Source organism: Mycolicibacterium novocastrense, from assembly GCF_001570485.1.
GTDB classification, from domain to species: Bacteria; Actinomycetota; Actinomycetes; order Mycobacteriales; family Mycobacteriaceae; genus Mycobacterium; species Mycobacterium novocastrense.
Genome location: NZ_BCTA01000038.1, coordinates 174,847 through 198,059, shown reverse-complemented (window position 1 = coordinate 198,059; position 23,213 = coordinate 174,847). Strand labels below are relative to the sequence as shown.

The 23,213-nt window shown below is 67.3% G+C and carries 20 protein-coding genes; 16 read left to right on the top strand and 4 right to left on the bottom strand.

The window, feature by feature from the left end:
* Positions 1-25 precede the first annotated feature (25 nt).
* Positions 26-478, bottom strand: coding sequence for an Rv0361 family membrane protein (locus RMCN_RS17645; RefSeq protein ID WP_308206347.1), 453 nt, complete (start codon positions 476-478; stop codon positions 26-28).
* The gene (gene purT / locus RMCN_RS17640; protein ID WP_308206346.1) at positions 475-1,746 is read right to left on the bottom strand and encodes a formate-dependent phosphoribosylglycinamide formyltransferase; all 1,272 of its coding nucleotides are present in this window, start codon (positions 1,744-1,746) and stop codon (positions 475-477) included. Before purT ends, RMCN_RS17645 begins: the two co-directional genes overlap by 4 nt.
* A 98-nt stretch (positions 1,747-1,844) precedes the next feature.
* On the opposite strand from purT, the gene RMCN_RS17635 reads away from it, so the two are divergent.
* Positions 1,845-3,404 carry a Na+/H+ antiporter gene (locus tag RMCN_RS17635; RefSeq protein WP_067391777.1) on the top strand — a complete coding sequence of 520 codons (1,560 nt, stop codon included), beginning with the start codon at positions 1,845-1,847 and terminating at the stop codon, positions 3,402-3,404.
* 2 nt (positions 3,405-3,406) lie between these two features.
* On the opposite strand, the gene RMCN_RS17630 is transcribed toward RMCN_RS17635, so the two are convergent.
* Positions 3,407-3,877, bottom strand: a complete 471-nt coding sequence (locus RMCN_RS17630) for a MarR family winged helix-turn-helix transcriptional regulator (RefSeq protein ID WP_067391873.1) — start codon at positions 3,875-3,877, stop codon at positions 3,407-3,409.
* A gap of 81 nt (positions 3,878-3,958) precedes the next feature.
* Between RMCN_RS17630 and RMCN_RS17625 the strand changes: the two genes are divergently transcribed.
* Positions 3,959-5,920, top strand: coding sequence for an MMPL family transporter (locus tag RMCN_RS17625; protein ID WP_067391870.1), 1,962 nt, complete (start codon positions 3,959-3,961; stop codon positions 5,918-5,920).
* 19 nt (positions 5,921-5,939) lie between these two features.
* On the opposite strand, the gene RMCN_RS17620 is transcribed toward RMCN_RS17625, so the two are convergent.
* Entirely contained in the window at positions 5,940-6,713 is a 774-nt protein-coding gene (locus RMCN_RS17620) for an IclR family transcriptional regulator (RefSeq protein ID WP_067391774.1), read from the bottom strand.
* Positions 6,714-6,864: 151 nt separating this feature from the next.
* Between RMCN_RS17620 and RMCN_RS17615 the strand changes: the two genes are divergently transcribed.
* The 14 genes from RMCN_RS17615 to RMCN_RS17550 all read left to right on the top strand — a co-directional run bounded on the left by RMCN_RS17615 (position 6,865) and on the right by RMCN_RS17550 (position 23,137).
* Positions 6,865-7,827 carry a hypothetical protein gene (locus RMCN_RS17615; protein WP_067391771.1) on the top strand — a complete coding sequence of 321 codons (963 nt, stop codon included), beginning with the start codon at positions 6,865-6,867 and terminating at the stop codon, positions 7,825-7,827.
* 8 nt (positions 7,828-7,835) lie between these two features.
* On the top strand, positions 7,836-8,786 hold the full coding sequence (locus RMCN_RS17610; protein WP_067391768.1) for an acetaldehyde dehydrogenase (acetylating): 951 nt from the start codon (positions 7,836-7,838) through the stop codon (positions 8,784-8,786).
* A complete protein-coding gene (gene dmpG / locus RMCN_RS17605; RefSeq protein ID WP_084377522.1) occupies positions 8,783-9,784 on the top strand; it encodes a 4-hydroxy-2-oxovalerate aldolase in 1,002 nt (333 codons plus the stop codon). Before RMCN_RS17610 ends, dmpG begins: the two co-directional genes overlap by 4 nt.
* Before the next feature lie 110 nt (positions 9,785-9,894).
* Positions 9,895-11,430, top strand: coding sequence for an APC family permease (locus RMCN_RS17600; protein ID WP_067391765.1), 1,536 nt, complete (start codon positions 9,895-9,897; stop codon positions 11,428-11,430).
* A 93-nt stretch (positions 11,431-11,523) separates the two neighbouring features.
* The gene (locus RMCN_RS17595) at positions 11,524-12,090 is read left to right on the top strand and encodes a TetR/AcrR family transcriptional regulator (protein ID WP_067391762.1); all 567 of its coding nucleotides are present in this window, start codon (positions 11,524-11,526) and stop codon (positions 12,088-12,090) included.
* Between the two features lie 12 nt (positions 12,091-12,102).
* Positions 12,103-13,539: an aminobutyraldehyde dehydrogenase gene (locus RMCN_RS17590; RefSeq protein ID WP_084377520.1), complete on the top strand. Its 1,437-nt coding sequence runs from the start codon at positions 12,103-12,105 to the stop codon at positions 13,537-13,539.
* A 1-nt stretch (position 13,540) separates the two neighbouring features.
* On the top strand, positions 13,541-13,858 hold the full coding sequence (locus tag RMCN_RS17585) for a RedY/HapK family protein (RefSeq protein WP_067391758.1): 318 nt from the start codon (positions 13,541-13,543) through the stop codon (positions 13,856-13,858).
* A complete protein-coding gene (locus RMCN_RS17580) occupies positions 13,848-15,563 on the top strand; it encodes a phytoene desaturase family protein (protein WP_067391756.1) in 1,716 nt (571 codons plus the stop codon). Before RMCN_RS17585 ends, RMCN_RS17580 begins: the two co-directional genes overlap by 11 nt.
* Positions 15,560-17,293 carry a dihydroxy-acid dehydratase gene (locus RMCN_RS17575; protein WP_067391753.1) on the top strand — a complete coding sequence of 578 codons (1,734 nt, stop codon included), beginning with the start codon at positions 15,560-15,562 and terminating at the stop codon, positions 17,291-17,293. Before RMCN_RS17580 ends, RMCN_RS17575 begins: the two co-directional genes overlap by 4 nt.
* A 93-nt stretch (positions 17,294-17,386) precedes the next feature.
* Positions 17,387-18,592 carry a cytochrome P450 gene (locus RMCN_RS17570; protein ID WP_067391750.1) on the top strand — a complete coding sequence of 402 codons (1,206 nt, stop codon included), beginning with the start codon at positions 17,387-17,389 and terminating at the stop codon, positions 18,590-18,592.
* Positions 18,589-18,780, top strand: a complete 192-nt coding sequence (locus tag RMCN_RS17565; RefSeq protein ID WP_067391748.1) for a ferredoxin — start codon at positions 18,589-18,591, stop codon at positions 18,778-18,780. Before RMCN_RS17570 ends, RMCN_RS17565 begins: the two co-directional genes overlap by 4 nt.
* A gap of 151 nt (positions 18,781-18,931) precedes the next feature.
* The gene (locus RMCN_RS17560) at positions 18,932-19,981 is read left to right on the top strand and encodes a DUF222 domain-containing protein (RefSeq protein WP_067391745.1); all 1,050 of its coding nucleotides are present in this window, start codon (positions 18,932-18,934) and stop codon (positions 19,979-19,981) included.
* 1,777 nt (positions 19,982-21,758) lie between these two features.
* Entirely contained in the window at positions 21,759-21,893 is a 135-nt protein-coding gene (locus RMCN_RS31870; RefSeq protein ID WP_256387049.1) for a hypothetical protein, read from the top strand.
* Positions 21,894-22,615: 722 nt separating this feature from the next.
* Complete coding sequence (locus RMCN_RS17550) at positions 22,616-23,137, top strand: helix-turn-helix transcriptional regulator (protein WP_067391739.1); 522 nt, start codon at positions 22,616-22,618, stop codon at positions 23,135-23,137.
* Positions 23,138-23,213 lie beyond the last annotated feature (76 nt).

Sequence of the window (23,213 nt, the reverse complement as noted above, 5' to 3'; positions counted from 1 at the left end):
TTCCACACCGCCGCGGCCGCCCGCGTCACTGTGCCGGCGTGCACACCTTCCACCGGCCGTCCTCCCGAACGAACGTGGTGGGGATGTCCACTTTGTCGTCGGGTGTCTTGTCGAAGTGGTAGGTGACCGTGCCGGTGGCCGTGTCGCCGTCGATGGTGACTCCGGAGATGCCGTCGATGTAACGCTGCCCGTCGATGGCCACCGAACGTTGTTGAGCGTCCAGGACTTTCGATTCCTCCCCGACTTCGGCCGCACAGGTGTAGGTGGCGTAATCGGCGAAGTCGGCTCGTTGCAACGCGTCGTTCTGGGCGATCGCGGCCTGAGCCACCACATCGACCTCCGGGATGTCGTCACCGTCGAGCCAGCGCACGACCGCGATGCCCCCGATCACGATCACGATGATCGTGAGAGCGATCAGGAAGGGCCACGGAGTGGACCCCACCGAGTCGGCCGGCTCGTCCTTCGGGGCCATCGTCATCTCTCCCAGAGTCGTCGCAGTGCCGTGGACACCTGTTGCACACGGTCCCTGGCGGTGGTCACGTCGGCGGCGGTGGACAGTGCCAGGCTCAGTCGGTGCCGGGCCGTCGTCGCGGGCGCCTGCGTCGCGTACACCCGGGCGTCGCTCTCGGGAACCTGCAGCGCCGTGGCCAGTCCGGCCACCAGGGCGGCGCGGTCGAGGTCACCGGTGCCGTAGACCAGCTCCGCAGCGGCCGGCGAGATCATGATGGTGTCCACCGGGAGTCCCAACACGGCCCGGGCGTGCAGCTCGTAGACGTCCAGGCGCTGGGAGCGCACCGTGACCACCGCACTGTCGGTGGGCCGGGCGGTGACGTCGGAAAAGTAGACCTCGTCCCCGCGGACCAGCAGTTCGACCGCGAACACCCCACGTCCGCCGAGCGCGTTGACCACCCGGGCCGCGATGGACTTCGCGGCATCCAGCCCGGCCGTGCCCATCGGTTGGGGCTGCCAGGACTCCACCACCAGTTCACCGGCGAAACCGTCCACCTGGCGGTGGCCGATCGGCTCGCTGAAGTGCAGCCCGGCCGGGCCGTCGCCGGTACGCACCGTCAGCAGGGTCACCTCGTAGTCGATCTCCACGACCGTTTCGGCGAGCACCCTGTCGTGGGGGAAGCGACCGCCCGCCGAGACCGCGCGCTCCCAGGCCGGTTCCACGTCGTCGGGCCGCAACAACACCGACTGGCCTTCGCCGGGCAAAGCCACCAGGGGTTTGACCACCAGCGGGAACCCGGCGTGATCGGCGATGGCCTCGAGCTCGGTCACCGAGCCCGCGAACCAGAACGGCGCCGTCGGCAGCCCCAGCTCATCGGCGGCCAGTCGCCGCAGCCCCTCGCGGTCCAGAGACAGCCGGGTGCTGCGCGCACTGGGTACCACCTCGATGCCGGCGGCTTCGGCCGCCTCCAGCGCATCGGCCGCCACGGCGTCGGTGGCACTCACCACGTAGTCGGGCCGCACCGCCGCGATGAGTGCGGACAGCTGCTCTCCGTCGGCCAGTTCCACCACCCGGGCGTCGTCGGCGACGGCGTGTGCGGGCGCGTCCGAGTGGGTTTCGGCGGCCACCACGGCAGCGCCCAGATGTTGCAGTGCCACCACCAGGTCATGGCCGTTCTCCCCGGCGCCCAACAGCAACACCGTCGGAGAACTGTGTGCCCGCGGATCGTCGGCGACCGTGGCTTCGGGTTCGGTGCCGGACGCGGGCTCGGCCGCGGCGTCAGCGTCCGACGACACCGGTGCCAACTTCCCCCTGGCTCACGCGCACCTCCTGGCTGTGTCCTGCATGCTGTGCGTCCAAGGATAGGTTGCGGACTCCAGGGGGTCGGTCGGACGTGGGTGCCCAGACGGTGGCCGTGCTCCTCGTCGCGGTGGCGGTGGCTGCGCTGGCCCGCCGGCGGGGCGTGTCGGCACCGCTGCTGCTGGTCGTGGTGGGCCTGGTGGGCGGGCTCATCCCCGGGGTGCCGACGATCACCCTGGAGCCGGATGTGGTGCTGTTCGTGCTGCTGCCGCCGCTGTTGTGGTCGGCGGGACTGGAGAGCTCGTATGTGAACCTGCGGCGAAACGTCCACCCGATCGGCATGCTCGCGGTCGGCCTGCCCCTGGTCACCACCTTCGCCGTCGGGGTGGTGGCCTTCGAGCTGGTGCCCGACCTGACGCTGGCCGCCGCCCTGACGCTGGGGGCCATCGTGGCGCCGCCGGACGCGGTGTCGGCCACGGCGATCGGACGCCGGCTCGGGCTGCCGCGCCGGATGATGACGCTGCTGGGCGGCGAGTCGCTGCTCAACGACGCCACCGCCCTGACCGCCTACAAGGTGGCACTGGCCGCGGCGATCGGCACCGCGACGGGCTGGGACCGGACGCTGGGCACCTTCGCGCTGGCAGTGGTGGGCGGCGTACTGGTGGGCGTGGTCCTGGGGCGGTTGATCGACGCGGCCCGGACCCGGCTCGACGACCCGCTGGCCGAGAGCGCGCTGGGACTGGTGGCGCCGTTCCTGGTCTATCTGATCGCCGAACAGGTGCACGGCTCCGGGGTACTGGCCGTGGTGGCCGCAGCACTGGTGGTGGGGCAGCGCTCCACCTCGGCGAGCTACGCCACCCGACTGCAGGACGACGCGGTGTGGAAGGCGCTGCAGCTGTTGCTGGAGTCGTTCGCGTTCCTGCTGATCGGGCTGCAGCTGCCCACCGTGATCGGCGAGCTGGCCGGCATCTCCGCGGCGACCCTGGTGGTGGCGTCGGCGGGTGTGCTGGCCACGGTGATCCTGGTGCGGATCGCCTGGGTGTTCCTGATCGCGTACACGCCGCGGCTGTGGGGAAGGTCGACCGCGCCGGCGTCGCATCTGTTCATCGTGGCGTGGGCCGGGATGCGCGGCGTGGTGTCGCTGGCGGCGGCCTTCGCGGTGCCCGTGACGACGCTGCCCGGCGACGCGTTCCCGGGCCGTCCGCAGCTGGTCTTCCTCACCTTCGTGGTGGTGATCGGCACGCTGCTGCTGCACGGGTTGACCCTGCCGTGGCTGGTCCGTGCCCTCGGGGTGGGCGGTGGAGAGGCCGAGGTCGACGCGCAGCGGGCGGCCATCGCGCAGTACCGGGCCAGCACCGCGGCGATCGAGCGGCTGGAGCAGCTTCTCGACGAGCAGCGCCGCAGCGACCGGCCTTCGGAGGTGCACGAGCGCGCCGGGGAGGTGCTGCGCCGGTGGAGCACCGCCCGGGGCGATGCAGCCCTGCACCCCGGGGACACGGCGGCGCCGGTGTTCCGCGACCTGCGCCTGCAGATGCTGGCCGCCGAGCGTGCCGCACTGATCCAGGAGCGCGACGACGGCCGCATCGACGACGAGGTGCTGCGCACGCTGCTGCACGGCCTGGATCTCGAGGAGGCCACCCTGAACCGGGAGTGAGGTCAGCCGGCTTCGAGCCCGGTCTGGAATGCGCGCATGGCTGCGATCAACGCCGTGATGACGCGGTGCGCCGCGGCCAGGTCCTCATCCGGCAGATCGACCAGTGCCGCGCGGGTGTGCTCGGCCAGCGGGGTGAAGAAGTCGCGTGCGACGGCCATCCCGTGTTCGTCGTAACGCAGGATCACCTTGCGCCGGTCCTCGGGGTCGGACTCGCGACGCAGATGACCCGAGGCGATCATCCGCTCCACCAGGTAGGTGATGGCACCACCGCTGAGCCCCATCCGCTTGCGCAGTTCGCCGGCGGTCAGCGGTGCGCCGAAGTCGTCGGCGACCAGCACGTGCACCAGGGCCCGGAAATCGCCGGCCGACAGGTCGTGCTGGCCGGCGAACGTCCGGCCGATCTGTTCCGACTCCGCCGAGAGCGCGCGTACATCGGCAGCCAGCAGCCCTTCCAGCTGCGCGCGGTCGGTCATGGTCCGATCATAGTTCACTTGCTAAATGTTTCAGTAACTGAAATAGTTTTGAGCATGAGTTGGAACCGCTTGGCCGACATGGTGACCGGCCGTCGCTCGTGGATCCTCGCCCTCGTCATCGTCGCTCTGTCAGGACTTCTGATGGGACTGGCCGGCAACGACGAATCGGCGGGCCAGTCCCCCGTTTCACTGCCCCCCGACGCCGAAGCAGCGCGAGCAGCGGCCCTGCAGACCGAGTTTCCCGGCGGCGACCAGGCTCCGGCCGTCGTGGTGATCACCCGCACCGACGGCGGCGTCCTCGATCCCGCCGACCGGGCCGCGTCCGGAGCGAGCATGTTCTCCGAGGACGGCAAGGCCGGTCTGTCGGTGGTCCCACTGGACGGTGAGCTGTCCGGGTTCGCCCTCGACGACGCCATCAGCTCGCTGCGGCAGACCACCGCGGAGAATCTGGCGCCGCAGCTGCAGGCCGAGGTCACCGGCGGGCCGGCCTTCGGCGCCGACATCGCCAACGCCTTCTCCGGCGCCAACATCACCCTGCTGGCCGTGACGGCGGCGGTGGTGGCACTGCTGCTCATCCTGACCTACCGGTCGCCGGTGTTGTGGTTGGTGCCGCTGGCGGTGATCGGTTTCGCCGACCGGTTGGGATCGGTGGTCGGGGGTCGGGTGACCGCGCTCGCCGGGCTGATCGCCGATGGGTCGACGGCGGGGATCACCAGTGTGCTGGTGTTCGGGGCGGGCACCAACTATGCGCTGCTGTTGATCTCGCGCTACCGCGAGGAACTGCACCGCGACGCCGATCACCGCGCGGCGCTGCGCACCGCCGTGCGGACCGCGGGCCCGGCGATCGTCGCGAGCAACGCCACCGTGGTGCTGGCCTTGCTCACCCTGCTGTTCGCGGTGTCGCCGAGCACCCGCAGCCTCGGACTCCAGGCCGCATCGGGACTTGTTGTCGCAGCGGTGTTCTCACTACTGGTGTTGCCGCCGCTGCTGGCATTGTGCGGGGTGCGGCTGTTCTGGCCCTTCATCCCGCGCAGCGGCGGCCCGGAACTGGTGGAATCCGGCGCCTGGCACCGGGTGGCCGCGGCAGTGGCGCGGCGGCCGGTGGCGGTGCTCACCGCATCGGTGACCGCATTGGCGGTGCTGGCGTGCGGCCTCATCGGCCTGCACATCGGACTGTCGCAGACCGAGCAGTTCCGGGTCGAAGCCGAATCCGTGAGCGGGTTCGAGACCCTGGCCGCCCACTTCCCGAGCGGCCTGACCGACCCGGCGACGGTGATCGGCAGCGGTGATCTGAGCGCCGCCATCGCGGACACCCCCGGCGTCGTCTCGGTGAACGAGGCGGGCCGGTCGGACACCGGCCTCACCCGGTGGTCGGTGGTGCTGGATGCCGCGCCCGCCACCGATGAGGCGTTCGACAGCGTTGCCGCTCTGCGAGATTCGGTGCGATCGGTGGATCCCAGCGCCGTGGTGGGCGGTTCCGACGCTCAGGCCCTGGATGCCCGCGACGCCGCCGTGCGCGACCGATGGGTCATCATCCCCGCCATCCTGGCCGTCGTCTTGGCGGTCCTGCTGGTCCTGTTGCGTGCGGTGGTGGCCTCGGTACTGCTGGTGGGTGTGACCGTGTTGAGTTCTGTTGCCGCCCTGGGTCTCGGCGGCTGGCTCAGTGTCCACGTATTCGGGTTCCCCGCTCTGGACAACAGCACCCCGCTGTTCGCCTTCCTGTTCCTGGTGGCGCTCGGCGTCGACTACACCATCTTTCTGGTCACCCGCGCCAAGGAGGAGACGGTGGGACACGGGACCCGCGCCGGAATCGTGCGGGCGGTGTCCGCCACCGGTGCGGTGATCACCAGCGCCGGCATCGTGCTGGCCGCGGTGTTCTGCGTGCTCGGCGTGCTGCCCCTGATCGTCTTGACCCAGCTGGGCATCATCGTCGGACTGGGAATCCTGTTGGACACCTTCGTGGTTCGCACGGTGGTGATCCCGGCCCTGTTCACATTGATCGGTCCGCGTATCTGGTGGCCGGCTCGACTGGACGCCGCCTGAGCGGCGCCCGAGAGAGCACTCAGGGTAACTTCTTGGCGATCTCCGCAGCTCCTGCGATCACCTGTGCCCCAGCGTGTTCCAGGCGTTCGGGCGTCAGCCGGTGGGTCAGGAAGCTGATGCTCAGGGCGTAGCGGGACGGCCCGCCGCCGGCCACCGGCACCGCCGCGGCCACGCAGGTCAACTCCTCGGCGGCTTCCTCCCGATCCACCGCGAAGCCGCGTTCACGGACGTCGGCGATCTCGGCCGCCATCTTCTTCATGGTGGTGATGGTGTGCGGCGTCAACTCCGGCAGACCCGCTGACGCCACGATGTCGCGCCAGACGCTGTCGGGCATGGTGGCCATCAGCGCCTTGCCCAGCGCCGAGGCGTGCCAGGGGTCCGACTGCCCGACGTTGCTCAGCTTGGTGACCGCGCGCCGGCCCTCGACCACCTCGAGGATGACCACGCTGCGCTCCTTGTTCGCGGCGAAGTTCACCGTTTCGTTGAACTCCAACATCAGCCGCTCCATGGTGGGCAGCACCGCGTCTCCTGGGACCTGCCCGGAGAAGGCACGTTGCCCCAGCCGGAAGATCTCCCAGCCCAGCCGGTACTGCGCGGTGTTGAACCGCTCCACGTATCCCAGTGCGGCCAGGCTGTTCAGATAGCGCAACACCGTGGCCTCGTTGAGGCCCGTCCGCCTCGCGATCTCGGTCAGGTTGCCGTTCTCCGCATCGGCGACCGCGCTGAGGATCCGGGCGGTGCGCTCCACGCCGATCAGATTCGACCCCTTCTCGGCTTTGGCCTCGTTTTTCACCCAGTGAAGGCTACCAGCACCCAGCGAGAGGCCGGTTCGGTTGCTTCCTCTTGACAGCCGGGTAGCCATCTTCTAAATTTTTCATTCAGCGCAGTCAAATGTCACTCAGTGAAATTGCGCTTCGCACCGCCGCTTCCCCGAAGGAGAATCCATGTCCCCCGCAGCCGAGCGCCGCACATCCGAGGTGAACGGAGCCGGCATCCTGGCTTCCCAGGGCCTCTTGTCGGCCGATGAGTACACCCTGGCCACCTCGTCCGCATCGTTCGACGACGGAGGCAAGTACCGTCTGGAAATCTCTGGCGTGGAACGTCTTTCGACGCTGGAGGTGCTGCTGGACGAAGCCGCCAAGCAGGACGTCTTCATTCACCGCATCATCGCGTTCGGCGGTGGCACCACGCTGTTGAACACCTCCGAGCTGCGTGACGTCGGCACACTCGCCGCGGAGAACGGCATCGAACTCATCGCCGTCCCCGGCCCGCGGACGGGTTGGGACACCGGCCGTCAGGCGCTGAGCACCGAAGGCCAGGCCGGCGGGCGTCGAGTCCGGGGCCTGGACAACATCCGGTATCTGCTCGACGACTACCTGCGCATCTTCTCCACCGGAATCCGCGGTGTGCTGGTCTGGGACGAAGGGGTGCTCGACATCCTCAACAAGGCCCGCGACGCGGGCCACATTCCGGCTGACGCGAAGTTCAAGATCTCCGTCTACGCCGGCCACGCCAATCCCGCCTCGATCAAGATCCTGCAGGAGCTCGGTGCCGACAGCGTGAACCCGGTGGGCGACCTGAGTCGGCCCATGCTGGGCGCCATCCGCCGCAATGTCGATGTGCCTCTTGATGTCTGGGCCGAGACCTTCGAGTCGTTCGGCGGGATGAACCGGCTCTGGGAGGCCGGCGACATCGCCCGCGTCGCCGGCCCGGTCTACTTCAAGATCGAGCCAGGTGAGTCCGAGGCCGTGATGTACAACGGCTGGGTCCGGCCCGAGTTCCACGAGGAACTCATCCGCCACAAGGTGCGGCACGCCGCCATCCTCAACGAGCTGGTCGCCACCAGCACCCCCGGCGTCGCCGTCTCGCCCCGGCCCCGCCTGGCCGCTGCGGCGCTGACGAACTGACGTCACGGATGCACACCACGCGAAGGCGCCCCGCTGCCGCCGTCATCGGCTCCGGGAACATCGGGACCGACCTGATGTACAAGCTGCGACGGTCGGAGGTGCTCGACATCGCCGCCATGGTCGGGATCGACCCGCGCAGTGACGGTTTGGCCCGGGCGGCAGGCCTGGACGTGGCGACCACCGCCGACGGGGTGGAGGGTCTGCTGGCGATGAACGTCTTTGATGACATCGACGTCGTGTTCGACGCCACCAGCGCCTACGCCCACCGCCACAACGACGCCCGGCTGAAACCCACCGGCCGGCTCGTCGTGGACCTGACCCCCGCCGCCGTCGGCCCGTACGTGGTGCCCGCGGTCAACCTGTCCGGGCTGGCGGGTCGGCGCAATCTGAACATGGTGACCTGCGGCGGCCAGGCGACGGTGCCGATCGTCGCCGCGCTGTCGCGGGTCACCCGGGTGCACTACGCCGAGATCGTCGCGTCCATCTCGTCGCGGTCGGCAGGCCCCGGCACCCGGGCCAACATCGACGAGTTCACCCAGACCACCTCGCGCGCACTGGAAACGGTGGGCGGCGCCGCGCGCGGCAAGGCGATCATCGTGCTGAACCCGGCCGAACCGCCGATGATCATGCGCGACACCGTGGCCGCGCTGGTGTCGAGTGTGGACCACGCGGCGATCAGCGCGGCGGTGACCGCCATGGTGCGCGACGTCGCCCGGTATGTCCCCGGTTACCGGCTGCGCCAGGACGTCCAGTTCGCCGCCGTCCCCGCAAGGGATCCGCGCAGACGGCTTGTCGCCGAGCCGGATCGGGCAACCGAGCTCACCCACGTGACGGTGTTCCTGGAGGTGGAAGGGGCCGGCGACTACCTACCGCCCTATGCCGGAAACCTGGACATCATGACCGCGGCCGCGGTTCGGGTGGCCGAGCATGCGGTCTCCGGGGCGGGGGTGGCGCTGTGAACGGGCTCTACATCCAGGACGTGACCCTGCGCGACGGGATGCACGCGGTAGGGCACTCGTTCACGCTCGACGACGTGCGTCGTATCGCCCAGGCACTCGACCAGGCCGGTGTGACCGCCATCGAAGTGGCCCACGGTGACGGCCTGGCCGGCGGCAGTCTGACCTATGGAGCCGGTGCCCACAGCGACGCCGAGTGGATCAGCGCCGCCGCGGAGGTCATCGACAACGCCCGGCTCACCACTCTGTTGTTGCCCGGGATCGGCACGGTCGACGACCTGCGCGCCGCCGTGGATCTCGGCGTCACCTCGGTGCGGATCGCCACCCACTGCACCGAGGCCGACATCGCCCGCCAGCACATCGGCACCGCAGTCGACCTGGGTCTCGACGTGGCCGGCTTTCTGATGATGGCGCATCTGACCGATCCGGGAACACTGGCGGCACAGGCAAAGATCATGGAGGACGCCGGCGCGCACTGCGTGTACGTCACCGACTCCGGCGGCCGGCTCACCATGGCCGGTGTGCGCGACCGGGTGCGGGCCTACCGCGAAGTTCTCGACCCGACCACCACCATCGGAGTGCACGCCCATCACAATCTGGCTCTGGGCGTGGCCAATTCGGTCACCGCCGTCGAGCAGGGTGCCCACCGGGTCGACGCGTCCCTGACCGGGCTGGGCGCCGGGGCGGGCAACTGCCCGCTGGAGGCGTTCATCGCGGTCGCCGAACTCAACGGCTGGCTGCACGGCTGCGACCTGTTCGCTCTGATGGATGCGGCCGACGACCTGGTGCGCCCGCTGCAGCAACGGCCCGTGCGGGTGGACCGCGAGACCCTCACGCTGGGCTATGCCGGGGTGTACTCGAGTTTCCTGCTGCATGCCGAACGGGTTGCCGCCGACATCGGTGTCGACACCCGGGACCTGCTGGTCGAGGCCGGCCGCCGCGCGATGGTGGGCGGCCAGGAGGACCTGCTGACCGATCTCGCGCTGGACATGAGGAGGTGAACAGTCGCTTTCTCCACCGTGCTCAGCGATCGGTCGCCGGGCACCTGGAAACGGATCCAACGCGGATCCGCCCCCCTACGATCGTCCCAAGCCACGAGAGATGAAACACCATGGAGAATGTCACCGCGCCTGTACCTGCCCGACGGCCGACCACGACGGCGCCCCCCTCCCCCGAAGCCGGCGGGCGCCGTAACCACGGCCTGAAAGAGAACACCCTGGGTGTTCCGAGCATCTTCTTCTACATCATCGCCGCCGCATCCCCGCTGACCGTGGTGGTGGCGCTGTTCCCGATCATCATCGGCGCCGGCAACGGCGTCGGCATGCCCGGCGCCTTCGTCATCGCGGCGGTGGTGCTGATGATCTTCGCCGTCGGTTATGTGGCGATGAGCCGCCACGTCACCAACGCCGGCGCCTTCTACGCGTACGTCACGCTGGGGCTCGGCCGCGTCGCCGGCCTCGGATCGGCATCGCTGGCGATCTTCGCCTACAACGCAATCCAGGCCGGCCTCTACGGCGGGTTCGGGTACTACGCAGCCGAACTGCTGAACCCGGCACTGGGTATCAGCCTGCCGTGGTGGGTGTACGCCTTCGTCGGGCTGCTGCTGTGTCTGGGCCTGGGTGTGCAGGGCGTGCATTCCGGCGCCCGCGTACTCGGGGTGTTCATGACCCTCGAAGTCCTCATGATCACCGTCCTGAGCGTCTTCAGCCTGTTCGGCGACGCGGTTCCGGTCTCGGAGTTCAGTTTCGAGCCCTTCAACCCAAGTGTGGTGCTGGCCGGCGCTCTCGGAGTGGCGCTGATGTTCGCGCACGCCTCCTTCATCGGTTTCGAGGGTTCGGCCATCTACGGCGAGGAAGCCCGCGACCCGGCCCGGACCATCCCCCGGGCCACCTACCTGTCGATCGCATTCATGGGCGTGCTCTACGCCGTGTCGGGCTGGCTGATCATGAACGCCCTGGGGCTGAACGACGTGGTGGCCATCGCCACCGAGACCGGCGGCAACTTCATCTTCGTGGCCAGTGACACCATCATCGGCCACAACATCTCGCTGCTGTTCCAGATCCTGATCGTCACAGCCACTTTCGCGGCAATCGTGACGTTCCACAACAACGTCTCGAGGTACCTGTTCTCGCTGGGTCGCCAACATCTGGTGTGGAAGCCGCTGGGGTGGACCCTGCCGCGCCGGCAGACGCCCTGGGTGGCCTCCATCGTCCAGAGCCTGATGGTGGGTGTGGTCATCGTGGCGTTCGCCATCGCGGGCCAGGATCCGTTCGCCACCCTGTTCACCTGGGCCACCGGCATCGGCACCATCGGCGTCATCGCCTCGCAGCTGGTGGCCGGGATCGCGATCTTCGTGTTCTTCCGCAAGTCGGATGTGGACAAGCGGCCGTGGAACACCGTGATAGCTCCGCTGCTGGCGATCGTCGGGCTCAGCGGGTTCTTCATCCTGACCCTCAACAGCCTCGACGTGCTGCTCGGTGTGCAGGGCGCCACCGCGGTGCTGATGGTGTCGCTGGTGTTCCTGGCCCTGCTCGGCGGGGTTGCCTACGGCCTCTACCTGCGCTTCTTCGCGCCGGATCGTTATGAGCTGGTGGGCAAGGCGCTCAACGAGCGCGACCTCGAGGACCCCGCTCCCGAGGCCGTCTAGGACAGGTTCAGCGGAAACCGAGCACGCCGGGGCGTCGATAGGTACGTTTGTCCTTATCGATACGTACAGACGTTCCTAAAGGAGGGTCCGATCATGGCCACGGCTCCCCGACGCGCTCGCCGCCACGACCCCGACAGAAAGGAGCGCATCGTGGAATCGGCGCTGGCGGTGCTGGCCCGCGATGGAGTCGCGGGCATCACCCACCGCGCCATCGGCGAGGCCGCCGACGTTCCCCTCGGTTCCATCACCTACCACTTCAAGACACTCGACGACATCGTGCAGCTCGCCTTCCGGACGCACGTCGACAAGTTGGCCACCCGCTTCGAAAACCGGCTGGCGGCCTGCGATTCGGAGTCGGATCTGATCGAGTGCATAGCCCTGGCCATCACCGACGATCTGGCCGCCAACCCCAACGAGCTCGCCGTCACCTTCGAACTGTACGGCGACGCGGTGCGCCGAGCTGACACCAAGCGCATCACGCAGGAGTGGATGGAGCGGGCCGAGGATGCCCTGGCCCACCACTTCGACCGCGCCACCGCCCGCCTGATCGACGTCGTGGTCGAAGGCCTGATGGTGCACATGTCCATTGCCCAACAACCGATTTCGAGGGACGCGGTACGCGCCCTGCTGATCACGGCCGCCAACCCCGGCCCGAACTGAACTGGAGCCATCATGACCTTTCACGACAAGATGTTCGTAGGCGGAACCTGGACCGAAGCCTCCGGAGGAGCAAAAGACCAGATCCTGGCACCCGCCACCGGTGAAGCGTTTGCGGAGATGGCCCACGGCACGCCCGCCGACGTCGACCGCGCCGTCGCCGCCGCCCACGCCGCATTCCCGGACTGGGCCCGCACTCCCGTCGGCGAACGAGCCCGCGCCTTCCTCGAACTCGCCGACCGCATCGAAGCCGACGCACGCACCCTCGCCGAGATCGAGTCCCGCAACGCCGGCAAGCCCATCAGCGGCGCGCTCGAAGAGATGGAGATGATCCCCGACCACCTCCGGTTCTTCGCCGGGGCTGCCCGCACCACCGAAGGCCGCGCCGCCGGTGAGTTCGTCCCCGGCACCACCAGCATCATCCGGCGTGATCCTCTCGGGGTGGTCGGCTCGGTCGCCCCATGGAACTTCCCGCTGTTGATGGCCATCTGGAAGATCGCCCCCGCCCTGCTCACCGGAAACACGTTGGTGCTCAAACCGTCTGAGCACACCCCGTTCTCGGTGCTGCGGCTGGCCGAGCTGGCCGCCGACCTGTTCCCCGCCGGGGTCCTGAACATCGTCACCGGTGACGGCGAGGATGTCGGTGCGAGCCTGGTGTCGCATCCGCTGGTGCGGATGTCCTCGCTCACCGGTTCGGTCGAGACCGGCCGGTCGCTCCTGCGGGCCTCCGCAGATTCCAACCTCAAGCGTCTGCACCTCGAACTCGGTGGCAAGGCACCGGTGCTGGTGTACCCGGACGCCGATGTGGCACTCGCGGTCGAGAAGATCATGCAGGGCGCGTTCGGTAACGCGGGCCAGGACTGTATGGCAGCCTCGCGCATCTACGTCCATGACTCCCTGCACGACGACCTGGTGTCCGGACTCGAGAAGGCAGTCAAGGAATTGAATCTCGGCGACCTCGCCGACGAGAACACCGTCATGGGTCCGGTCATCTCCGCCGCGCACCGCGACCGCGTGGAAGGCTTCGTCTCCCGCGCGAAAGCCACCGGCCACACCGAACTGCTCCAAGGCGACAATCCCGGTACCGGCTTCTACACCGCCCCCACCGTGGTGGTCGGCACCAAGCAGGACGACGAGATCATCAGCGCCGAGGTGTTCGGGCCGGTCACCTCGGTGACCCGGTTCGGTGACAACGACGACGTGCTCGCCTGGGCCAACGACACCGAATACGGCTTGGCGGCTTCGGTGTTCACCCGCGACGTGGGTCGAGCCATGGTCACCTCCGGTGCGCTCCAGTTCGGCACGGTGTGGGTCAACGACCACGCTCCGGTGACGCCGGAGATGCCACACGGCGGCTTCAAGCAGTCCGGCCACGGCAAGGACATGTCGGTGTACGCACTCGAGGCCTACACCGAGATCAAGCACGTGATGATCAACCACGCGAGCGCCTGACATGACCGTCAGCGCCATCAACACGTTCCGCCTACGGCCGGGTGTTCCGGTCGCCGAGTTCGAGCAGTTCTCCGCTGAACTCGACCGCCCGGTGTGCCTGCGTTTCGACGAGGTGCTGGGGTTCGACGTCTATCTCTCCGACGACGGCGTGGTCGTCGAGGTGATGACGGTGACCTCCTGGCCCGACTGGGAACAGTTGCGCGACAACGCACCCGAGCTCAAACCCGTCGTCGCACGCTTCGACGAGCTCGTGGAACCGGGCAGCGTCAGCACCGTCTTCACCCGCCATTCCCCACTCAGGAGTTCCGATGCCCACTGACTACGACGCCGTCATCATCGGCGCCGGCCACAACGGCCTCGTCACCGCCAACTACCTGGCCCGCGCCGGCAAGTCGGTGCTGGTGCTCGAGGCCCGCGACCTGGTAGGAGGCGCCTGCGTCACCGAGGAGCTGATCCCCGGCTCCAAATGGTCGTCATGCGCCTTCATCGCCGGCCTGCTGCGTCCCGAGATCATCACCGAACTGGAGCTGGAGAAGTACGGCCTGGAGCTCTACCAGGGAGATGCCCTGTCCTTCAGCCTCTTCCGCGACGGCACCTCCTTCACCATGTGGAAGGAGACCGACCGGACACTGCGGGAGCTGGAGAAGCTCAACAAGAAGGACGCCCAGGCGTTCCTCGACTTCGGTATCCGGTTGCAGCGCTTCGCCGGACTGGTCACGCCATACCTGCTGAAGCCGCCGCCGGAACGCTCCGAGGTGTTCGCCGCCTTCGAAGCCGCCGGAGAGCAGACGCTGTTCGACGAGTTCACCCTGCTCTCGGTGCGGGATCTGCTGGATCGGTACTTCGAGGACGAGCGGCTCAAGAGCATGCTGACGTTCTTCGGCATGGTGTCGATCTTCGGCGGCCCCTCCACACCCGGCACCGCCTACACCTACGGCCACCACTCCTGGGGTGAGTTCAACGGCAACTTCGGCCAGTTCGGGATGGCCCGCGGCGGCATGGGTGCCATCAGCGAGGCGTTGGCGGCCTCGGCGCGGGCACACGGGGCCACCATCCGCACCTCGGCGCCGGTGGACCGCGTGCTCGTCGAACGCGGCGTCGCCACCGGGGTGCGGTTGCGGGACGGCTCCGTGATCACCGCCGGGCAGGTGTTCTCCAACGCTGACCCCAAACGATCCCTGCTGCAGTTGCTGGAACCAGGCGTGCTGGCACCCAAGCTGGTGCGCGATGTGCAGAACATCGACACCCGCGGTTCGATGGCACGGATCCACCTGCTGATCGATGAACTGCCGCAGTACCTTCCGTTCACCGACGCCGCAGAGGGACCCCAGCACCACGGCCACCAACTGCTGGGCCCCAGCCGGGAGGCGTTCGAGGAGGCCTACGAAGCGCAGCGACGCGGCACGTTCCCCAGCACCTTCGTCATCGAGGCCGTCACCCAGTCGGTCACCGACGACACACTGGCCCCCGCCGGACAGCACACGATGACGCTGGGCATCCAGCAGCTGCCGTCGGAGCTCACCGGCACCACCTGGGCCGCGGAGAAGGAGAAGTGGGCCGACCTGGTGCTCGAGGACCTGTTCACCTACGCCCCGAACCTGCGTGAGCACATCCTCGACCGGGTGATCATCACTCCCGATGACCTGCACAACGAGTATCTGATCACCGACGGGAACATCTTCCACGGTTCGATGATGCTCGATCAGCTGTTCGGCGCCCGGCCCATCCCCGAGCTCGCGAATTACCGCACGCCCGTGCGTAATTACTACCTGTGCGGTTCGGGCACCCATCCCGGCGGCGGGGTGATGGGGGCCAACGGCCACAACGCCGCCAAGGCGGCACTGGCCGACGCCGACGGTGTGGCGCCGGCCGCACCTCTGCGCCCGGTCGGGACCAGAGCACCCTGGCAGCAGCGGATGGTCGGCACCCTGATGGGCACCAGACCGGGCCGCTGGTTCGGATATCAGGCCGCACGCCAGCCGGCACTGCGCAAGATCACCGCGTACGCCGCCCGCGTCCGATGAGTCCGCTACGTAGCGCCAAATGGTTTGCTGGACAGGATGTTCCCGGATTCGTGCACCGCTCGGCGATGCGCGCGTCCGGGTTCTCCCGGATGGCGTTCGAGGGCAGACCCATCGTCGGGATCTGCAACTCCTGGTCGGAAGTGGTCAACTGCAACATGCACTTTCGCGGGCTGGCCGACTCGGTGCGCCGCGGGGTGCTGGCCGCCGGCGGGTTCCCGCTGGAGTTCCCCACCATCTCCCTCGGTGAGCAGTTGATGAAGCCGACCACCATGCTGTTCCGCAACCTGATGGCCATGGACGTCGAGGAGTCCATCCGGGCGTATCCGTTCGACGCCGTGGTGCTGCTGGGTGGCTGCGACAAGACGGTGCCTGCGCAGCTGATGGGTGCGGCCAGTGCAGACGTCCCGGCCATCGTGCTCACCGGAGGGCCCGCCGCACCGGCGGTGTTCGACGGCAAGCAGATGGGCGTGGGTACCGACCTGTGGCAGTACATCGACGATGTGCGGGCGGGCCGGATGTCGATGGTCGACTACGAGCGTCTCGAGGCCGCGGCCGGCCCGTCCCGCGGGCACTGCCCGGAGATGGGCACCGCATCCACCATGGCCACGATCGTGGAGGGGCTGGGCATGACACTGCCCGGCGCCGCCGCGGTTCCGGCCATGGACTCGCGGCGGTTGCAGGTGGCCGAAGAGGTGGGTGCGCGTGCGGTGGGCCTGGCCGCCGAGGGGGTGCGGCCGTCGCGCGTGCTCACCGCTGAAGCGTTCGACAACGCCATCACTCTCATGCTGGCGGTCGGCGGGTCCACCAACGCAATCGTGCACCTGCTGGCCATCGCCGGCCGCGCCGGGGTGCCACTGACCCTGGACCGCTTTCACGAATTGTCCTCGCGTACACCATTGATGGTCAACGTGCGGCCTGCCGGCGAGCACCTGGTGGAGCAGGTCTTCCACGCCGGCGGCATCCCCGCGGTGATGAAGTCCATCGAGACCCTGCTGCACACCGACGCACTGACCGTCAGCGGCAAGACCGTCGCCGACAACCTGCCCAACAGGATCTCCACCGCCGCGGACGTCATCGCGACCATCGACGCCCCGTTCCAACCGCCGCAGGGTCTGGCCGTGGTGCGCGGCAACCTGGCACCCACCGGCGCGGTCATCAAGTGCAGCGCGGCCACCCCGGCGCTGCTGGTGCACCAGGGACCCGCGGTGGTGTTCGACGACATGCGCGACATGATGGCCCGCTTCGACGACCCCGATCTGGAGGTCACCGCGGATTCAGTGCTGGTGCTGCGCAATGCCGGCCCGCGCGGCGCGCCCGGCATGCCCGAGTGGGGCCAGCTGCCCATCCCCAGCAAGCTGCTGCGCCAGGGCGTCACCGACATGGTGCGCATCTCCGATGCCCGAATGAGTGGAACCGCCTACGGCACCTGTGTCCTGCACGTCAGCCCCGAGTCGGCTGCAGGTGGTCCGCTGGGCCTGGTACGCGACGGCGACATCATCGCGCTGAACGCACACGCAGGCACACTCGACCTGCTGGTCCCCGACGATGAACTGGCCACGCGCCAGATCCCATCGCCGCGCAGCCGACTGCCCCGTGGTTACGCGGCGATGTACGTCGACCATGTCCTGCAGGCCGACCAGGGATGTGATTTCGACTTCCTGGTCGGCCGCTCCGAGCATCCCGAGGACGAGCCGGACGCCATCTTCGACGGCTGGGTCGGCGGCTGGTGAGCTGATAATTTCTTGGCGATCCCGCCCTGGTCAACCGCCTGATCGACGATTTCCCAACACAGGCCCAACAGCCCCGCGTGTAACGTCGACACCATGACCCAGGCACCTGCCTCACCCCCGCTGCACATGCAGCGCGTCGACTTCGACCCCATCCCCACCCTCGGCGAGATCCGGGAGACCGAGGGGGTGCGCACCGTCCTCAACGCCTTCGGCATGCCGGTGTACCTGGTGACCCGCCACGACGACGTGAAGACCGTGCTCTCAGACCCGGAACGGTTCTCCAACGAGCGTCCGCCCGGATTCGTCGTTCCCGGCGCACCCGAGGTGTCCGAGGAAGAACAACGCGCCGCCCAGTCCGGCAATCTGTTGGGCCTGGACCCACCCAGGCACACCCGGTTACGCCGCATGCTCACCGGCGAGTTCACCGGCCGCCGGATGAAGCGCCTGGAGCCCCGGATCACCGAGATCGTGACCCAGCATCTGGACGCCATGGAAAAGACCGGTCCACCACGTGATCTCGTGTCCGACTTCGCGTTGCCCATCCCGTCACTGGTGATCTGCGAGTTGCTGGGCGTGCCGTATGACGACCGCGACGATTTCCAGCACCGCACCAGCCGCCAGCTCGATCTGTCCATCCCGATCGAGGAACGCTTCGAGCTGCAGCGCGCCGGGCGCACCTACATGCAGGCGCTGGTGGCCGGCGCCCGCCGTTCCCCCGGCGACGACATGCTCGGAATGCTGGTGCGCGAGCACGGTTCCGAGCTCACCGACGATGAGCTGGTGGGCATCTGCAACCTGCTGCTGCTGGCCGGCCACGAGACCACCTCCAACATGCTCAGCCTCGGCACCCTGGCTCTGCTGCAGCACCCGGATCAACTGGCCCTGGTGCGCGATGACCCCGATGCTGTGAGCCCGGCAGTGGAGGAGCTGCTGCGCTGGCTGTCGATCGTGCACTCCGGCATCCCCCGCATCACCACCACCGAGGTCGAGATGGCCGGGGTGCAGATTCCCGCCCACCAGCTGGTGGTCGTCTCGCTGCCGTCCGGCAACCGCGATCCGGGCTTCATCGACAACCCGGAGGCATTCGACGTCCGCCGCGGCGCCATGGGACATCTGGCGTTCGGCCACGGCGTCCATCACTGCCTGGGCGCACCGCTGGCACGGATGGAGATGAAGATCGCGTTTCCTGCTCTGCTGCAACGCTTCCCAACCCTGCGCCTCGACGAACCCTTCGACGACGTCGCCTTCCGATCGTTCCATTTCATCTATGGGCTGCAGTCGCTGCAGGTGGCCTGGTGAGGGTGCACGCCGACCGCGACGTCTGCATCGGCGCCGGGGTCTGTGTGATGAACAGCGAGGCGGTCTTCGATCAGGACGACGACGGGATCGTGGTGCTGCTGGTCGACGACGTGCCCCCATCCGAACAGGACAACGCGCGGAAAGCCGTGCAGCTCTGCCCCTCTGGAGCGCTGAGCATCGTCGAGTGAACGAGCGTTGACACTGCGCTCACCGTGACAAAGTGCGAGTGACCGTCGCGGTGAGTGCAGTCTCGATGAAGCACCAAAACCCCTGTGTCACTTGAGCATCTGATGCAACATCGGCGCATTTTCTGTCGGTGGTCACCTATATGTTCGAGTCATGGGTTCCCCAGCTGTCGCCGATCGTGAGGCGATGCTGGCTGCCCTGGCCCAGATCGAAGAGCTGACCGCGCAGATGAACGGGTTGTCGATCGACGCGTTCACCGATGCCGAGTTGCTGGCCTTGCAGCAGCGCCGCGAAGCCGTGCACCGCGCCCAGCCGGTGCTCGATCACCGGGTGTATCAGCGAATCACCTCCCAGAGTTCACCGATATCTCTGGGTGCGAAGAGTTACGCCTCAGTGCTGTCGCAGCGGCTACGGATCTCCACCTCGGAGGCGCACCGGCGGCTGGAGGAGGCGGCGTTGTTCGGCCCCCGCACGTCGATGACCGGTGAACCGATGGTGCCCACGATGCCGAGTTTCGCCCGCGGTCAGGTTCAGGGGTTGATCGGCGCCGAGCACATCAAGCACGTGCGCTGGTTCTTCGGCAAGCTGCCGGTGTCGGTGGACTTCCAGACCCGGGAGAACGTCGAAGTCCAATTGGCCCAGCACGCCTGCGAACTCGGACCCGCCGAGTTCCGCGCCGCCGCCGCGCACCTGCTCTACCTGCTGAACCAGGACGGCGAACTGTCCGATGAGGACCGCCAAGCCCTGGCCTACCTCCGGTTCGGCAAACAGCGCCCCGACGGCATGCGCCCCTTCGAGGGACTCCTGACCCCGGAAGCCTGGGCCGCCCTGGAGCCGCTGATGGAGAAAAACGCCGCCCCGGGGATGTGCAACCCCGCCGATGAAACCCCATGTCTTGAGGGCGAACCGTCGGAGGAGCAAATACGCAACGACACTCGCACGGCGGGTAAGAGGAATCACGATGCGCTGCTGGCCCTCTGCAAACGCATGCTCACCACGGCGACCGGCACCATCAACGGCCTGCCCGCCACCGTGGTCATCACCGCCAGCCTCACCGATCTGGAGAAGGGCACCGGCCACGGCCTCACCGCCGGCGGCACGAGGCTGCCGATCACCGACGTGCTCAAGTTCGCCGCCCACTCCCGCCCCTGGCTGGCCTCCAGCGCCCTACCCAGCTCGTCGGCCGCCGACTCCAGAAGGTAGGCAAGCCGACGTGACTCCACGCTCACGCCGCGACTCAGGTGGATCGTCAAAGCGTCTGTGGCGGGCGGCATCGTAGGTACTCGCAGGCGTATCGCCTGAAGTGCCAGGAGGCCAACGACCTCCACGACCCGAGTTGCGACATCGCGTACTGCCGCCATGTCGAGCTGTAGCGTGGTGGACATGAGCCCTATCTTGCCCCTTCAAGGGTCACGGATTGCTCTCTGCCGCCCTACCAACCTGCACAAACAGCGACTCACAACGCATTCACAAACATTGTGAATCGTCCGTGAACAACGACTCACGAACAGTGAATATGATGATCACGCAGGCTTCACGTCGGGACATCATCGGCCTAGCAACGACATATTGTTTACTTCATCATCGGTCTATGTCGCCATCACGATAGGCACTCATCATTTGTACGTAGAGACCATGATTTTGTAGCAGGAAAGTCATGCTCAATTGATGTACAGCTGGGGTGACATAAACATTGAGGTTGCGTAATGCACACGTAGGAGGCACGTGTGCAGAACGTATTGATCGCGTAGATCTAACATCAGAGGAATGTTGGTGGCACGTGAGGTCTGCGTCATGGTCATGCGGACTACACAGCACGTTCACCAAACAAAGGTGCAATGACCACATCACACGCATGGCAGGTTCACATCAGAATCGCATTACATCCACATCAGATGATCACAGCGCGATCCGTCACTGTGACAGATCGCCGCCATTCATGCTTCATATGAGAATCACGCAGACTGCGCGATCGCTTTACGGAAATCTGATGTCGAGCACCGGTGAGTCGTGCGCAGATTGCTCGCACAGCGCGCTCACAATCCGCGCACAATTTATGTGTGCTGCAGAAAGACTGTTAGGCACTCTGAACTGCGCGTATCGTTCGCCAGCGAGTTAGCTCGCGGAATCGTGAAGGCCCGTATTGCCGCCTTGTGAGGCCGCTGCGGGGCGCCAGGGCGGTAGGGGGTGTCGTTACATGCGGATGGCCGTTCTAGGCCCGCTACGGGCCTCTCAGGGCCGGTTTTCTTCGGCGTCCACAGTTGTCGTCCGAGTCACTTGACGCTTCGGTCGCGGCGAAGTCCGGTTTTGGCAGCGACCAAACAAGCCTTCTAGCAGGACGAATGGCGAGAATTAGGCTTTGGCGTTGCGCCGTAACGCGCGTGCCAGCGTCTCGCGGATGCTGCGTTGTGCTTCTAGGCGCGCCGGGGAGGGCTCCGCCGGCGGTCGCGGTGTGGGGGAGTGCCAGGGGTCGCCATCGTTGGCGGTAGTAGTCACTGGGCGGGGCAGGTCGGCCGGTGGCCGCGAGGGGAGATGGCGAAGACGCTGCGCGAGGAACGGTCCGGGACGAGTGATCTGATCCGGCCAAGTGAACCCGCGCTGCCGCATGTCCTCGTTGAGCGCCTGGACGAGCTGGGGCCCGGTCCATGCATGCAGATCCAGGTGGCTGGCTTGCAGTGCGTCACAGAGCTGTCCTACGACGTGATGCCCATTGCGTGCTCCAAGGCCGGTCGCGGTCGATGCAAGCCAACCGGCGAGCCGCTGAGTGTGCAGCGGCCGTGGTGCTCGGCGCTGTCGGTGCTGCTTTTTGGGAGATTGATCTCGCCGCGGGGCGCTGTGCGCCTCGCTTGGTGTCTTTGAACTCACAGGACTAGACCCCGTAACCCTTCGGGAACGGGGTAGGTCGCAAAATCCCGCTTTATCCACAGGCTGCCGGCGCGAGGTGAGGTGCCACACCGAGGGTCGGCGCTGGTGAACCGGGGTGCTGGCCGATCCGGTGCCGCGCCGCACCTCGACGGCGAAGTCCGCGGCGGCGAGCACGCCCCGCACGGTGGTCACGGTGCGCGGGCTGCAGCCGGCCGCCAGGGCGACGCGAGCGTTGGTGACGGCACAGTGACGGCCGCTAGTGCCGTCGGCGAAGCGTGCCAGGGCTGCGGTGACGCGGCTGAACAGCCGCTGGGTGAGGTGGACGTGGCGCAGCATCTGATGCCCGGCAGTACTGGCGGCCCAGGCGGCGACTTCGCAGGTCCACGAGGTTCGAGAGGTCCACATCGGTGTGCTGGGGGAGACGGCACCAGCGGCTCGAATCCACTCGCGGCGCCGGATCCGGTAATTGGCCTGTTCAAGGCGGGTGCTGCGGGCCTTCGGAGACTGCGTGGCGAAGTTCGATCCGTGACGGTCCTGTGACCGCGCGGACGCATTTTCGTCGCATCCAACGTTTGCCAAACGTGCTGGTAGCACGCTAAAATGGCGGTGTCGCCAAGACATCCGCTTCCCTTCGGGGGAGCCCGCCGGTTGGTAGTGCCAGCTACCAACCGGTTTTTGGTTTTCTGGGGTAGGTATTCGGTTGTCCGAGCGCTGCCAGGCGCCCGATGAACGCAAATCGTGCCATGAGTTACCAGTAGCGGCAATGTTCGTCGATGCAACCCCAACCCGTTCAGGGTGCCTCATGGCGCAAATCTGATATGCCTGACCAGCGCTTTTGGGTGCCTGTGACAGGAGTGAAATTAGCCCGTGTCGGCGTGTTGCGCCGTCTCGGTACCTGTGCCGGGAACATTGCGGCGGTTATAGTCAACGTGCCAGTAAGAGATCGTCGGGTCAGGGAAGGGAGACGCGCTTATGCGTTCCACGCCGGCAGCCATGCCCGGGGTCTTCAAGTACCGCAAAATGCAGGACCTGGCCAAGAAGCAGGGACTCACCAATCGCGCGCTCGCGGCCGCGGTTGATGTCAACCAGGGCACAGTTACTCGGTGGGTCAAGGGGGAGGCGGCGCCGTCGCCGAAGTACATTGCGCGGCTCGCGGAGCTTCTCGGCGTCGAGGCCAGCGAGCTGTACGTCGTCACCGAAACAGCCCGCAACCTCGCCTACTACCGCATCCTGGCTGGTTACAGCCTCGCGCAGCTTGCGCCGCTGATCGGCACCAGCCCGGTGCACCTGGGGCGGATGGAAGCCGGCCGCAGCTCGATTCCCCCGCAAGTGCGGGACAAGCTCAAAGAGCATCTCAACATCGACGAGGATCGTCTAGCAAAGGCAATTCGCCGATCGCAGACCCGTCGCCGCGCACCGGTCGCCCGCCCGTTGGAGCCGTACGAGTTCGTCCCGGCCGCTCAGCCAACCAGGCGCGAACTCATCGGCGCCTAAGTTAAGCCAGTCGCTAGCGCGGAGCCTTTCGGTCGCCGCGTTACTTCGTCATGCCATGAAGCGGGCGCCTCACCGT